The organism is Gemmata sp. (assembly GCF_051859125.1).
Taxonomy (GTDB): Bacteria; Planctomycetota; Planctomycetia; order Gemmatales; family Gemmataceae; genus Gemmata.
On record NZ_JBHYGG010000301.1, the window covers coordinates 1 to 14,400 of the forward strand.

Genomic DNA, 14,400 nt, shown 5'->3' on the forward strand with positions numbered 1-14,400 from the left:
CCGAGCACGCCGTCGAGCACCCAGCACCCGCGGAAGTGCGGGCCGCCGCTGCGGCAGTGCGCGAGGACCGCGTCGCTGTCGCACCCGGCCCTGTGGAGCGCTTCGGCCAGGGCCGGCATCTTCGCGAAGTCGCGGGCCTCGTACATCGCGGCCGCGAGCGCGACGGCCTCGTCGGTGCGCCACTGGGGCGCGACCGCCACGGGCCGGAACGGGTTCCCGAAGGCGTCCCAGACGACGGCCCGGAGCGCCCGGAGGAACTCGGGGGACACGACCGGGTCGGCGAGCACGGTCGGCGCGGCGGTCGGCTGCGCGCTGGCCTCGCCCATCCGGGTGCCGACGGCCGAAACGGGGAGCGGGGTCGTGGCGGCGAACGCGACGGCCCACGCCACCTGGTGCTGGACCATCGGGTTGACCGCGGCCCGCTCGCCCTCCCGGCCCTCGGCCCAGCGGACGTAGTCCTCGTAGGCCTGGACCGCGACGATCCGGGCGTGGGACCGGGCCCTCTCCAGTTCGGCGGCGGTCGCGGACCCGTCGGCGTACCGCTCGATGGCGTCCACCGACGCGATCAGTTCGGGGTGGTCGAGGATCGGCCCGCCGGCGCGGCAGAACCCGGCCGCCAGGAGCCGGAGCTTGCGGGCCGACGCACTCGGTTCCACGTGCTGCACGTGCTGCACGAAGTTCGGTTCGGAGAGCCACTCGGCTTCTGTCATAGGGCACGGCCGGGCACGGATGCGGGGGGTGAACCCATTCGATTATAGCACAACGGGTGCCGCCGTCCGGGCGGCCCGCGGTTTCGGCGGCCCGGCGTCAGGCGGTGGCGACGGGCTCGCCGGCGAGGGCGGTCTGGACCGCGGCCAGCAGCTCGTGCGCCCGGTACGGCTTGCCGAGCAGGCCGACGGCCCCGTCGAGTTCGGCGATGTCCTCCGACGAGTACCCGGTGGAGAACAGCACCTTCACGGCCGGGTCGATCTCGACGAGGCGGCGGAACGCGTCGCGGCCGGACATCCGGGGCATGGTCACGTCGAGGACGACGAGGTCGATCGCGTCCCGCTCGCGGGCGAACACCTCGACGGCCTCGGCCCCGTCCTCGGCGGTCAGCACGCGGAACCCGGCCCCGGCGAGGACGAGCCGGCCGATCTCGCGGATCATGGCCTCGTCGTCCACGAGGAGGACGGTCGCGGGCGGGCCGCCGAGGGCCGGGACCCCGCGGTCGGGGGTGAGGAGCGGGGGCGGGGCCGCCGGGGCCGCGGCCTCGGGGAGCGACATCGTGTGCCACGACCGCTGGACCTGGCGGCGGTGGGCCTCGGCGGTGGCGGGCGCCGGGGGGAAGTACAGGTCGAGGCGGGTGCCGGTGCCCGGGGCCGAGGTGACGGCGATCCACCCGTGGTGCTGCTTCACGATCCCGTGGACCATCGGCAGCCCCAGCCCGGTCCCCTTCCCGATCTCCTTGGTGGTGAAGAACGGCTCGAACACCCGGGCCCGGACCTCGTCGGTCATCCCGTGCCCGGTGTCGGCGACGGTGAGCCGCACGAACCGCCCGGCCCGGCCCTCGCCGGCGTGCGCGGCGGCCTCGGCCTCGGTGACCTCGGCCACGCCCGCCGCGAGCGTGAGGGTGCCGCCGGCGGACATGGCGTCGCGGGCGTTCAGGCACAGGTTCAGCATCACCTGCGAGAGCAGCGCCGGGTCGGCCCGGAGCGGGACGCAGTCGGGCGCGACGGCCACGACGATCTTGATCCGCGGGTCGAGGGTGTGGCGGAGCAGCCCGACGGCCTCCTCGAAGGCGTCGCACGGGTGGACCGGGACCGAGACCAGTTGGTTCCGCCGCGCGTACCCGAGGAGCTTGCCGGTGACCTCGGCGGCCCGCCCGGCGGCCTGCTCCGCGGCCGCGAGGTGCGCGGCGCTCGGGTGGTCCTCGGGGAGCCGCAGGAGGGCCAGGTTGCACAGCACGGCGGTGAGCAGGTTGTTGAAGTCGTGGGCCACGCCCCCGGCCATCTGCCCGACGGCCTCCATCTTCTGGGCGTGCCGCAACTGGTCCTCGAGGGTCCGCCGCTCGGTGACGTTGAGGGCGACCCCGAGGCCGTACTCGAACCCGCCCCCGGCCCCGCGGATCACGGCGAACGAGAACTCGACCCACACGGTCGCCCCGTCGGGCCGCGCGTACCGCATCGCGTGGCTGTACCGGTCCCGGGTGCCGGCCCGGACCTCGGCCCGGAGCCGCCGGTGCTCGGCCCGGTCGTCGGGGTGGATCAGGTCGTCGGCGGTGAGCTGCTGCAGCTCCTCGACGGACCGGCCGACCATGGCGGCGAACGTGGGGTTGCACTCGACGTGCCGCCCGTCGGCGTTGGTCAGGGCGACCCCGGCCGGGGCCGTCTCGAACACCCCGCGGAACAGGGCCTCGCTCCGGCGGACCGCGTCGACGGCCTTCTTGCGGTCGGTGATGTCCCGCTGGATCATGACCCAGTGGGCCGCGACCCCGGACGGGTCGGGCACCGGCACCAGGCTCAGGTCCACCCAGAACTCGGCCCCGTCCTTGCGGTAGTTCCGCAGCTCGACCTGGAGCGGCCGGCCGTGGGCCATCGCCTCGCGGATCGCGGCCAGCGCCTCCGGGTCGGACCCCGGGCCGCGGAGGAAGTGCAGGGACCGGCCGACGACCTCGTCCCAGTCGTACCCGGTCATCCGGCAGAACGCGTTGTTGACGTACAGGACGGCCCGCCCGGACCCGACCCGCGGGTGCGCCTCCAGGATCACCACCGCGTCGTGCGCGTGGACCACGGCCGACTCCAGGAGCTGGAGCCGGGCCGTCGAGACCATCAGCGCGTCGGACGGCGCGGCACTCTTGGGCACCACCGGCGCGACCACGATCGGCCGCTGGAGCCACAGCGCCACCAGCGCCACCGCGAGCACCCCGCCGGCCATCGCGAACAGCGGCGTGGGCACGAGCACCTGGAGCATCACGCCCAGGAACACGGCGGCGACCGGGAACGCGGTCCGGTTGAACATGCGCGTGATCAGGGTGACGCACCCTCCGGGTCGCGGGCGGGACGGCCGCCTCGCCTTCCCCCCTTCACCCTACGTCGCTAAACCGACGGGACCAAACTCGGAGCGACAAAATCATTCGGGCCACCGTTTGCTCCAGGTTCTCGGTTTCACGTCCGCGTGCAATTTTGTCACGCCGGCGCGTGCCGCGTTAAGCCGGGGCACCGCGACGCGGTGGGGAGAACATGAACTACCCGAACCTTGCGGCGTGCGTCGCCGACCTCCAGCGCTCCGGCCGCCTCGTTCGCATCGCCCGGGAGGTCGACCCGGTCCTGGAGGCGGCCGAGGTGCAGCGGCGCGTCTACCGGGCCGGCGGGCCGGCGGTGCTCTTCGAGCGCGTGACGGGCAGCCCGTTCCCGATGGTGTCGAACCTGTTCGGCACCACCGAGCGGACCCGGTTCCTGTTCCGCGGCGCGCTCGACGGCGTCCGCAAGCTCGTCGAGCTGAAGACCGACCCGGGCACCGCGATGCGCCGCCCGTGGCGGTACTGGGACCTCCCCCTGCTCGCGTGGCGGCTGCGACCGAAGTTCGTGCGGTCGGGGCCGGTGCTCGCGCACCGCACCACGCTCTCCCGGCTCCCGCAACTGAAGTGCTGGCCGCTCGACGGCGGGGCGTTCGTGACGCTCCCGCAGGTGTACACCGAGCACCCGGACCGCCGCGGGTGGGTGAAGTCGAACCTCGGGATGTACCGGGTGCAGTTCTCGGGGAACGACTTCGAGCCGGACCGCGAGTGCGGGCTGCACTACCAGATCCACCGCGGGATCGGCGTCCACCACGCGGCGGCGCGGCGGCGCGGGGAGGTGCTGCCGGTGAACGTGGTGGTCGGCGGCCCGCCGGCGCTGGCGGTCGCCGCGGTGATGCCGCTGCCCGAGGGGCTGCCGGAACTGGCGTTCGCCGGCGCGCTCGGCGGCCGCCGGCTGCGCCTGGTGCGGCCAGTGGGGAGTGGGGAGTGGGGAGTGGGCAGTCAGCAAGATCGGTTACTCCCCACTCCCCTCCCGATGCCCGCCGACGCCGACTTCGTCATCTCGGGGTACATCGACCCGACCCGCACGAAGCCCGAGGGGCCGTTCGGCGACCACCTCGGGTACTACAGCCTGACGCACGACTTCCCGGTGATGACGGTCACCGCCGTGTACCACCGGCCCGGCGCGATCTGGCCGTTCACCGTGGTCGGCCGGCCGCCGCAGGAGGACACGTCGTTCGGCGAGTTCATCCACGAGTTGACCGGCCCGGTGATCCCGACCGTGCTGCCGGGGCTGCACGCGGTCCACGCCGTCGACGCCGCGGGGGTCCACCCGCTGCTGCTGGCGATCGGCAGCGAGCGGTACGTCCCGTACGCCGCGACCCGCCGCCCGCAGGAGCTGCTGACGCTCGCGAACGCCATCCTCGGGCAGGGACAGTTGTCGCTCGCGAAGTACCTGTTCATCGTCGCGAAGGAGGACGCGCCGGACCTCGACATCCACGACATCCCCGCGTTCCTGCGGCACGTTCTGGAGCGGTTCGACCCCGAGTCCGACCTGCACTTCCAGACCCGCACGACGGTCGACACGCTCGACTACTCGGCCGGCATGGGGCTGAACGCCGGCAGCAAGGTCGTGGTCGCCGCCGCCGGCCCGAAGCGCCGCGACCTCGCCACGCAGGTGCCGGCCGACCTGAAGTTGCCCGACGGCTTCCGCGACCCGCGGCTCGTGGTGCCCGGCGTGCTGGCCCTTTCGGGGCCGAAGTGCGGGTCGGGCGCGGACCGGGACATCGCGCGGCTCTGCGATCAACTCGGAACGTTGAACTCGAAACTCGAAACGCTGCCCCTGGTGACCGTCGTGGACGACAGCGACTTCGCGGCCCGGAACTTCAACAACTGGTTGTGGGCGGTGTTCACGCGGTCCGACCCGGCGGGCGACGTCCACGGCGTGGGGGCGTTCATCGAGCGGAAGCACTGGGGGTGCCGCGGTCCGGTGGTGATCGACGCGCGGCTCAAGCCGCACATGCCCCCGCCGCTGGAGGAGGACGCGGCCGTCACCAAGCGCGTGGACGCGCTGTTCGCCCGCGGCGGCCCGCTCCACGGGATCGAGGGCTAAGATGGGGTGAACCCCGCCGAGGCCGCCCATGCCCGTCAACCCGTTCGACAAGGCGAGCCGGTTCGCCGCGAAGCTCGACGCGCCCGGCTTCCTGGGCTGGCTCCTCGGGGCGCCGGCCGAAGCGCTGGTGTTCCGCAGGTGGCTCGACACCCGCGGGCTCCCGTTCCCCGGCGGCGACCCGGACCGCACGAGCGACACCGTCGCCCACCTCGACAACGCCGCCGAGCACGGGGTGCCCTGGGCCGTCGCGGTCGAATTCCAGACGGTCCCCGACCCGGACATGTTCGGCCGCCTGCTCGGCTACCTCGCGGGCCTGTGGCTGACCCTGCGGCCCGACGCCGGGCGCGGCAGCCGGTTCCACGTCGGCGCGGCCGTGGTGAACCTGACCGGCACGGGGGCCGCGTCGCGCGACCTGCGCTGGCCCGGCACCGGGCTGGCCACGCACCTCGGCGTCGTGGAACGAAATCTCGAGCGGGAATCGGCCGATGAACTCCTCGGCGGGATCGAATCCGGGCGGTGGTCGCGGTGCCTGTTGCCGTGGGTTCCGCTGATGACCGGCGGCGGCGACCCGGGTATCATCGACCGGTGGAAGCTCCTGGCCGAAGGCGAGCCGGACCGCCGCCGGAGGGCCGAGTACAGCGGCATCGCGCAACTGTTCGCGGAGCGAGCGGGGCGGAAGGCCGTTTGGCAGGCGAAACTGGAGGGCTGGAACGTGGAAGAATCAACCGTCGTCAACGAGTGGATCGCGATCGGCGAGAAGCGTGGTGAGACACGGGGCCGCGTCGAGGGCCGCGTCGAGGGCCGCCTCGAAGGGCGGACCGAGGGGCAGCAGACGTCGCTGCTCGGGGTGCTCGCGCGGAAGTACGGGACGGTGCCCGAAGACGTGGTGGCGTCCGTTCGCGGGACGACCGACGCGGACCGGTTGCAAGACTGGCTCTGGCTCGTGGCGACCGCGCCCGACCTGGCCGCGTTCCGCCAACAGGCCGGGATCTGATCCACTCGCTTCACCCGCCGGTCGCGAGCCAGTCGGGGCCGGCGTTCACCGTGCCCATGATCCACCGGTTCACGTCCCGCAGCATGTCCTCGTGAACGCGGTCCGCCGCCGGGTAGCTCTCGAACCGCACCGCCGCACCGGCCCGGGCCAGTTCACGCGACGCCCGCCGGGCGGCCGCGACCGGCACCGCCGGGTTCCCCTCGCCGTGCCCCACGAACAGCCGCAGCCCGCGGGCGCACCGCGTCGCCGCCGGCACCTCCGCGTTGAGCGCCGCCACCCCGGCCACGGCCCCGTGCGAACCCGCCGCGAACCGGTACGCGGCCGCGGCCCCGTCGCCGACGCCGACCAGGTACAGGCGCTGCGGGTGGATGTGGTACTTCTCGCGGGCGTGCGACCACAGGGTCGCGAGGTACGCGGTATCGGCGGCGGCGGGCCACGCGAACCCGCGGCGGCCGGCGGTGCCGGGGCCGAGGTTCACCGGGCCCCGGGGGCACGCGACGACGTAGTTCCGGCGGCTCAGGAGCGGCGCGAGCCGGGCGGCCGCGTCCTCGTCGGCCCCGGAGTCGTGGAACACGACCACCAGCGGGTAGGCGTACTTCGGCTGGTAGTCGGCCGGCAGGAACGTGCGCGCCGGGCGGTCCGGGTGGGACCGCAGGAGGGTCGTGCTGAACCCTTCAGTGTGGCGGACGGGTCGCCGTGGTGGTGTTGACACCGGCATGGGTGGTCCGTGATCCGGTTGAGTCGGGGCACCCCGGGGACGGGCTCGGGTGAGCGTCGTCGGGCGTCCGGGGGCCGGCCCGGGTCGGTCGCTGTCCGACGCAGACCTGCGGGTCATTCGCGACAACTCTACGTTGACCGCAGGGCACATTCAAGAACGACCCCGTGCCGACTTGAGCCGAAACCGCCCGTTTTCTCCCCCCGCGGCACGGTTGCTCCGCCTGGGTCATATGCAGTGGAATAGCGAACCTGGGAAAGGTCAACAGGGGAGGCGACCCGGGAAACGGATTCCGCCCCTTCCCCCGTCGCGCCACTCCGCACATCCGCGCCACCCGCGCCAACCGGCGCACCCGCGCCGACTGGCGCAACCGAGCGCCGGGGCGCACGTCGGGTTCGCGGACACCCCGGCGGTTCCCGGTCACAAAAAGCCGCTGCGTGCGTTGTGTTCGCAGCGGTGCCCGACTACTCTTGCCGCATCTCGAGTTCGATTTTCCGAGATGCCCCTTTAACTGTGGAGCCGTTACAGCATGGAAATCCTGATTAGCTTGATTGGGTCACTCCTCGTCCCACTCGCGTTCGTCGTCGCCATCCTCGCCGGGATGTGGAAGGTGTTCGAGAAGGCCGGGCAGCCCGGATGGGCCGCCATCGTCCCCTTCTACAACGTGTACATCCTGACCATCGAGATCGCCAAGAAGGAGATCCTGTGGTTCATCCTGTGGTTCATCCCGCTCGTTAACATTGTTGCCGCGGTGATCGTCTCCATCGATGTCGCCAAGAAGTTCGGCAAGAGCGAACTGTACGGCGTGGGCTTGGCCTTCCTGGGGTTCGTCTTCTATCCAATGCTCGGGTTCGGCGACGCCCAGTACGAGGGGAACCGCTCGCTCAAGGGTGGCAAGCGGAAGTCGTACGACGAGGACGACGAGGGCGGGAAGAACTGGTGACCGGCGGTCCCGTTCCCGCGACCGCGGACCCGGGAGTGCGAATTCGGGCCGGGTGCCTCGTTGCGGACGGGGCACCCGGCCTGTACATTCGATACCGTCGCTCCCGGCGGAGAATTGCGTTGCAGCCCCCCATCTTGAACAGCACCCCGTCCGCGTCGGCCCTCTCCCCCACCGACCTCGACTGGCTCCTGCCCTACCTCATGGTGTGGGCCGCGATCACCATTCCAGCCGTCGTCGCCGGGTGGCTCGGCGTGTTCCCCAAGGCCGGTCAGCCGCGGTGGGCCGCGCTCATCCCGGTCTACAACATCTACGTCCTGACGGTCCGCGTCGCCCGCCTGAGCCCGCTGTGGTTCGTGCTCATCATGATCCCCCCGGCGAACCTCATCGCCGCGATCCTCGTGAACGTCGAGGTCGCCAAGCGGTTCGGCAAGACCGAGGCGTTCGGCGTCGGCATGTCCGTGTTCGGGTTCGTCCTGTACCCGCTCATCGGGTTCGGCCGGTACGGGTACGACGGCGACCGCCGCCCGCTGTGGTGACCGGGGCCGGGTTCGAGGTTCAAGTCCGCCCACACGCGCACCGGCGGTTCGGGCGCACCCCGAGCGCCAGCGAGGGGGTGTGCCTCACCCCTCGCTGGCGCTCGGGGTGCGCCACCAACAACACACCCGGCACCGGAATCTCCGACAGTCCTGTCGTGTCGCGCGTGCGGTGGTTTTCGATTTACCCGGGCGTACCGGGCCGGTAAGATGCGGAGTCGAGAGAGTTTTTGTCCGCCGCGCAAGACCGACCACCCGCCCCGCCGAAGGTAGTTGTACCTCACGCAACCGACCTTCATCCCGCTGAAGTCCCGCTGCCTGGAGCTACACCCGATGCTGGACATCTTCCTCAACGGTTCCGCCACCCGCACCTGCGACGGGCACTCCCGCCGCGACGTGCTCAAGGTGGGGTCGCTCGGCCTCGCCGGGCTGTCCCTCTCGGGCCTGCTGCGGGCGGAGGCCGCCGGCGCGGCCCGCAAGGGGGCGCGGGCGAAGTCGGTGGTCCTCGTGTACCTGGGCGGCGGGCTGTCGCACCACGACAGCTTCGACCCCAAGCCCGAGGCCGCCGAGGAGATCCGCGGCAAGTACGCCACCATCGGGACGAGCGTCGCCGGGCTCCGCGTCAGCGAGAAGCTGCCCGGCATGGCGAAGGTGATGGACCGGCTCACGCTGGTGCGGTCCGGGGCGCACAACAACGACCACCACGAGACCGCGACGAACTGGGTGCTGTCCGGTCGGTTCGGCACCCCGTTCGGCGACTACCCCGCGATCGGGGCCGTCGTCGCGCACGAGGCCGGGTTCACCGGCACCGTCCCGCCCTACGTCTCCGTCCCCAAGAACCCGTCGTTCACCTGGGAGCTCGGCAAGAGCGCGTTCCTCGGCGGGCGGTTCGAGTCGTTCCGGGCCGGCGACCCGAACCAGCCGAACTACCTCGTGCAGGACCTCCAGCCCCCCGGCGGGGTGAGCGCCGCACGGGCCGAGCGCCGCGAGTCGCTGCTCCAGGCCGTCGACGGCCTGGCCAAGCGGGTCGAGGGGAACGACCAGATCGCGACCTACGACGAGTTCCACGCCCGCGCCCGCGACATGGTGCTGTCGACCGAGGCCCGCCGCGCGTTCGCCATCGACCAGGAGAGCGAGAAGCTCCGCGACCGGTACGGCCGCAACACCCCGGGCCAGTCGATGCTGCTCGCCCGCCGGCTCGTCGAGAACGGCGTCCGGTTCGTGACCGTCAACTACGGCGGGTGGGACCACCACGGCAAGATCTTCGAGGCGCTCGACAAGAAGCTCCCCGAGTTCGATAGGGCCGTGTCGGCACTCGTCGAGGACATGGACGGCCGCGGGATGCTCGACGACACGCTCCTGGTCGTGATGGGCGAGTTCGGCCGCGGGCCGAAGATCAACAAGGACGCGGGCCGCGACCACTGGGGCCAGGCCGCGTCGCTGCTGTTCGCCGGGGCCGGCGTGAAGCGCGGGTTCGTGCTGGGCAAGACCGACAAGCACGGCGCGTTCGCGACGCAGCGCCCGGTCAGCCCGGCCGACGTGGCGTACACGATCCTCGACGCCATGGGCATCGACCCGCGGAAGCAGCTCAAGACCCCGGACGGCCGCCCGATCGAGATCCTCGACCTCGGCGAGCCCGTGAAGGAAATGTTCGTGTGACGGCGTGTTGAAAGACGAAGAGTGTTTATCCGCAGATTACACAGATGGACGCAGATTTTCAGAAACGAAGCAGAGGACAGAAAGCAGAGACGAGTTCCAGTCTCCTCTGTCCTCTGTTTTCAAATCTGTGTCCATCTGTGTAATCTGCGGATACATCTCTTCGTCTCTGGGTTTTCGTGCTCTGTCCTCTGTCCTCTGTCCTCTGTCCTCAAATCTGTGTCTTCTGCGTAATCTGCGGATAAACACTCTTCGTCTTCCACTCTGCGGATCCCACTTCTTGAGTAGCCCTCCCATGTCTCGCTTCGCAATCCCCTTCATCCTGGCACTGACCCTCGCCGCCGCGGCGGTGCCGCAGGACAAGAAGCCGCCCGAGAAGAAGGACCCTCCGAAGCTCCTGTACGCGGTCCCGCTGGTCCTCAAGCCGGGCGAGAAGCAGAAGGTCGCGCTCCGCGGCAAGTTCCTCGCGACGGTGACGGCGGTGAAGGTGACCGGGGCGGACGCCGCGAAGGTCACGTTCCGCTCCGCGAAGGCCGCCGCGCCGCCCAACAACTACCCGGCCGACCGCATCGGCGACTCCGAGGTCGAGATCGAACTCGAACTCCCGAAGGACGCGAAGCCCGGCGAGGTGAAGCTCGTCGCCGTCGGCCCGGCGGGCGAGTCGGCCCCGTACACGCTCCTGATCCGGGACGGCCTGCCGGTCGTCGCCGAGAAGGAACCGAACGACGGGTTCGACCAGCCGCAGGCACTCGCGGTGCCGTGCGCCGTCGAGGCGACGATCAAGGGCGAGCGCGACGTGGACGTGTTCAAGATCGAGGGCAAGAAGGGCGACAAGCTGCGGATCGAGGTGCAGGCCGCCCGGTACGGCTCGCCGGTGGACGCGGTGTGCGTGCTGTACGACTCGTCCCGCGCCGTGGTCGCGTCGGCCAGCGAGTCGCCGGGTGCCCCCGACGCCATCCTGAGCGTGACACTCCCAAGCGACGGCGCGTACCTGCTCGCGGTGCAGGACGCGAACGACCTCGGCGGCGGAACCTTCGGCTACCGGCTGGTCGTCACGCGGCCGGAGAAGTGACGCGGGCGGACGTCATTCCGCGTTGTCACAGCAAAAGTTCGTCCGATTTCTTCGCGGCTTATGCCGAGGCAATAATCGCCGCAACCTCATATCTCACAACATGCTGCAAAGTCTAATGTAAATTTGTCCGCAAGAATTATGATGATTTGGCGAAATCGGAGTTCATCGGCGAGGGGTGGCGCACCCGCGCCGAATCAATGAGAACGCCCGCCGGCCGGGTGCGGCCGGGGGTTCACTGCGGGAGGGCGTTGGGGGCCTGGAACGTCTCGGGGGGCTCGGACTTCGACACGACGACGATGCCGCCCTCGGTGATGGTGAACCCGCGCTTGCGGTCGAACTCGGTGTCGTACCCGAGCACGGTGTACGGCGGGAGCTTCACTTCCTTGTCGATGATCGCGCGGCGGACCCGGCAGTACCGGCCCACGTCGACGTGGTCGAACAGGATCGAGTCCTCGACCACCGCGTAGCTGTTCACCCGCACGCCGGGCGACAGGACGCTCCGCCGCACCTGCCCGCCGGACACGATGCTCCCGGCGCAGACGATGCTGTCGTGGGCCTCGCCCCGGCGGGCCTGGCCGGGCGGGCCGTCGCCGCTGAACACGAACTTGGGGGGCGGGCTCTGCGGCTGGAACGTGCGGATCGGCCACGTCGCGTCGTACAGGTTCAGGACCGGGTCGATGGCGATCAGGTCCATGTTGGCCTGGTAGTAGGCGTCGAGGGTGCCCACGTCCCGCCAGTACGGCACGGCCTTGCGGTTCTCGTCGCGGAACCGGTAGGCGAACACCTTGCGCCCGGCGTCGATCATCTTGGGGATGATGTTCTTGCCGAAGTCGTGGTCGCTGCCCGGGTCGGCCGCGTCCTGGCACAGCAGCTCGAACATGAGCCGGGTGCTGAACACGTAGATGCCCATCGACCCGAGCGCGTGCCCGGCGACCCCCGGCATCGGGTCGGCCGTTTTGGGCTTCTCCTGGAACCCGGCGACCCGGTCGTCGTCGCCGGCCTGGAGGACGCCGAAGTGCCGGACCTCGGCCAGCGGGACCGGGATGCACCCGATCGTCACGTCGGCCCCGCGCTGGCGGTGGGCCTGGACCATGCTGCCGTAGTCCATCTTGTAGATGTGGTCGCCGGCGAGGACCAGCGTCAGGTCCGCGACCTCGCGCTCGATCGAGTAGATGTTCTGGTAGACCGCGTCGGCGGTCCCCTTGTACCACGTCTCGTCGATCCGCTGCTGCGGGGGGAGCACCTCGACCGACTCGCCGAGTTCGGTGCTCAGGAACCCCCACCCGGCGCGGATGTGCCGGTCCAGGCTCCGGGACTTGAACTGGGTGACGACGAGCACCTGCCGCAGGCCGCTGTTGATGCAGTTAGACAGGGTGAAGTCGATGATCCGGTACAGGCCGCCGAACGGCACGGCGGGCTTGGCCCGGTCGCGGGTGAGGGGCTCGAGGCGGGTGCCCCGGCCGCCGGCCAGGATCACGGTGAGAACGTTCCGCATGTCTGTACCCGGTTCCTTCGCGTCAGGGCATTGTGAGGGGGCGCGGACACGGGGACAAGGGCCTCGGCGGTCACGAGTCCGCGAGTTCGGCGTACACGCGGGCGTACTGCTCGACCATGCGGGCGACCGGGAACCGCTCGGCGGCGCGGGCGCGGGCCGCCTTGCCCATCCACTCCGCGAGGTTCGGGTCGGCGAGCAGCGCCCGGGCCTTGGACGCGAGCATCGCCTTGTCGCCGATTGGGACGAGGTACCCGGTCTGGCCGTCGAGCACGACCTCGGTGAGGTCCGGCGTGCCCCACGCGACGACCGGCTTGCCCGCGGCCATCGCCTCCAGGGCGTAGTCGGTCCCGCCGTGGGGCGCGGTGACCCACACGGCGGCCGCGGCGGCGATCGCCCGCGCCCGGTCCGCGCTCGCGTCGAAGATCCGCACCCGGTAGTCGTCGAACGCCAGCGCCCGCCCCAACTGCTCCAACAGGGGCGCGCCGGCCCCCGCGCCGAACACCGCGAGGTGCAGGTCGCGGTGCTCGTACCGGAGCATGTCGAAGGCGACGATCGCGTCCCTCGGGCCGGACCCCAGTTCCAGTTGGCCGTCGGTCACGATGACCCGCGAGTTCGGGGGGAAGCCCAGCGACTGGAGCACGGCGTCGGCGCCCTCGTCCGGGCGCGGGTCCGGGGCGGCCGGGGAGATCCGGGTGAGCCGCTCGGCCGGGACGCCCAGGACGCGGTACCGCTCGCCGTCGGCCCAGGTGACCGGGACGACCCGGTCGGCCCGGCGGATGAGCCGGGACGCGAACCACCCGCCGAGCCCGCCGCTCGGGGCCGCCGCGCCGGACACGACCACCCGGGGCACGTTCCCGGCCTCGCCGCTCGAGTCCACCGCCATCCGGGCGGCGCGGGCCGCGTCGGTGCCGAACAGGTGCAGCACGGCGGGCGCGGCCTGGTGGATGGTCCGGCTGAGCCGGCGGAGCCCGCCGAGGTCGAGCGTGTGGCGGATGGCGACGGACACGACCGGGACCCCCGCGGCCCGCAGTTCGTCGGCGGCCGCGCCCTCCGCCGGGCCGAGGACGCCGACCGTGGGACCGAAGCGGTCCCGCGGCAGCCCCAGCGCGAGCAACCGGGCAGTGGTCGCCTCCTGCGAGGGGGCCAGGTCGGGGGCGAGGAGAAAGACGTTGATCATCGAGGGGTCCGGCTCGGTGGTGTCCCAGTTCGGCGGGCCGCGGCGGTCGGGTCGCGTCGGGCGGGGAGGGGCCGAGCGCGGCGGCTGTCGGGGCGGGCCGTCCGTCACCCGTCCCCGTTCTCGAGGACGCCGATGTAGGGCAGGTGGCGGTACTCGTCGTTGAAGTCCAGACCGTAGCCGACCACGAACTTGTCGGGGATCGTGAACCCGACGAAGTCGGGCTCGAACGGCACCTCCTGCCGGCCGACCTTCCGCAGCAGCACCCCGACCTTGACCGAGGCGACCCCGCGGTCGAGCAGGTGGGCGACGATCCGCGTCAGGGTCTTGCCCGTGTCGAGGATGTCGTCGAGCAGCAGGACGTGCCGGCCGGTCAGGTCCGGGAGCAGGGCGTCGTGGATCTCGAGCCGGCCGGGGCCGGTCGCGGTGCCGCGGTAGCTCGACGCAGTGACGAACGCGACCCGGAGCGGGAAGTCGATGCGGCGGACTAGGTCGGCCACGAACATCAGGCACCCGTTGAGGATGCCGACGACCGTGACCGGGGGCTTCCCCTCGTAGGCGCGGCCGATCTCGGCGGCGAGCGCGTCGAGCCGCTCCCGGATCTGCTCGGCGGGGATCAACACGTCCATCGGGGGCCTCCGCGGGGGTGTTAGTTTCTCGGTTCGAGGTTCAAGTTTCAAGGCTCCGCGCGCCGGGCGGCGGCCCGC

At 71.4% G+C, this 14,400-nt stretch carries 12 protein-coding genes; 6 read left to right on the forward strand and 6 right to left on the reverse strand.

The window, feature by feature from the left end; genetic code table 11:
* A partial coding sequence (locus ACTIGN_RS32125; RefSeq protein WP_439631676.1) for a hypothetical protein occupies positions 1 to 710 on the reverse strand: 710 nt, incomplete at its 3' end.
* Positions 711 to 807: 97 nt separating this feature from the next.
* Positions 808 to 3,000 carry a PAS domain S-box protein gene (locus ACTIGN_RS32130; protein WP_439631678.1) on the reverse strand — a complete coding sequence of 731 codons (2,193 nt, stop codon included), beginning with the start codon at positions 2,998 to 3,000 and terminating at the stop codon, positions 808 to 810.
* Between the two features lie 221 nt (positions 3,001 to 3,221).
* Here ACTIGN_RS32130 and ACTIGN_RS32135 point away from each other — a divergent pair, with 221 nt between their 5' ends.
* Both ACTIGN_RS32135 and ACTIGN_RS32140 read left to right on the forward strand, forming a co-directional pair.
* Positions 3,222 to 5,111, forward strand: coding sequence for a UbiD family decarboxylase (locus ACTIGN_RS32135; protein WP_439631680.1), 1,890 nt, complete (start codon positions 3,222 to 3,224; stop codon positions 5,109 to 5,111).
* 28 nt (positions 5,112 to 5,139) lie between these two features.
* Positions 5,140 to 6,105 carry a hypothetical protein gene (locus ACTIGN_RS32140; protein WP_439631682.1) on the forward strand — a complete coding sequence of 322 codons (966 nt, stop codon included), beginning with the start codon at positions 5,140 to 5,142 and terminating at the stop codon, positions 6,103 to 6,105.
* Positions 6,106 to 6,115: 10 nt separating this feature from the next.
* Here the strand turns inward: ACTIGN_RS32140 and ACTIGN_RS32145 are convergent, their stop codons facing one another.
* A complete protein-coding gene (locus tag ACTIGN_RS32145; RefSeq protein WP_439631684.1) occupies positions 6,116 to 6,823 on the reverse strand; it encodes an alpha/beta hydrolase in 708 nt (235 codons plus the stop codon).
* A 526-nt stretch (positions 6,824 to 7,349) separates the two neighbouring features.
* Here ACTIGN_RS32145 and ACTIGN_RS32150 point away from each other — a divergent pair.
* From ACTIGN_RS32150 to ACTIGN_RS32165, 4 genes are all read left to right on the forward strand, one after another.
* Entirely contained in the window at positions 7,350 to 7,763 is a 414-nt protein-coding gene (locus ACTIGN_RS32150) for a DUF5684 domain-containing protein (protein ID WP_439631686.1), read from the forward strand.
* A 119-nt stretch (positions 7,764 to 7,882) separates the two neighbouring features.
* Complete coding sequence (locus ACTIGN_RS32155) at positions 7,883 to 8,299, forward strand: DUF5684 domain-containing protein (RefSeq protein ID WP_439631688.1); 417 nt, start codon at positions 7,883 to 7,885, stop codon at positions 8,297 to 8,299.
* A 330-nt stretch (positions 8,300 to 8,629) separates the two neighbouring features.
* The gene (locus ACTIGN_RS32160; RefSeq protein ID WP_439631690.1) at positions 8,630 to 9,955 is read left to right on the forward strand and encodes a DUF1501 domain-containing protein; all 1,326 of its coding nucleotides are present in this window, start codon (positions 8,630 to 8,632) and stop codon (positions 9,953 to 9,955) included.
* Positions 9,956 to 10,247: 292 nt separating this feature from the next.
* Positions 10,248 to 11,024, forward strand: a complete 777-nt coding sequence (locus tag ACTIGN_RS32165; protein ID WP_439631692.1) for a PPC domain-containing protein — start codon at positions 10,248 to 10,250, stop codon at positions 11,022 to 11,024.
* Between the two features lie 232 nt (positions 11,025 to 11,256).
* Here ACTIGN_RS32165 and glgC read toward each other — a convergent pair whose 3' ends face one another.
* The 3 genes from glgC to hpt form a co-directional block, all read right to left on the reverse strand.
* Entirely contained in the window at positions 11,257 to 12,519 is a 1,263-nt protein-coding gene (gene glgC / locus ACTIGN_RS32170; RefSeq protein ID WP_439631694.1) for a glucose-1-phosphate adenylyltransferase, read from the reverse strand.
* A gap of 70 nt (positions 12,520 to 12,589) precedes the next feature.
* Complete coding sequence (locus tag ACTIGN_RS32175; RefSeq protein ID WP_439631696.1) at positions 12,590 to 13,696, reverse strand: glycosyltransferase family 4 protein; 1,107 nt, start codon at positions 13,694 to 13,696, stop codon at positions 12,590 to 12,592.
* 104 nt (positions 13,697 to 13,800) lie between these two features.
* On the reverse strand, positions 13,801 to 14,322 hold the full coding sequence (gene hpt / locus ACTIGN_RS32180; RefSeq protein WP_439631698.1) for a hypoxanthine phosphoribosyltransferase: 522 nt from the start codon (positions 14,320 to 14,322) through the stop codon (positions 13,801 to 13,803).
* Positions 14,323 to 14,400: the final 78 nt, after the last annotated feature.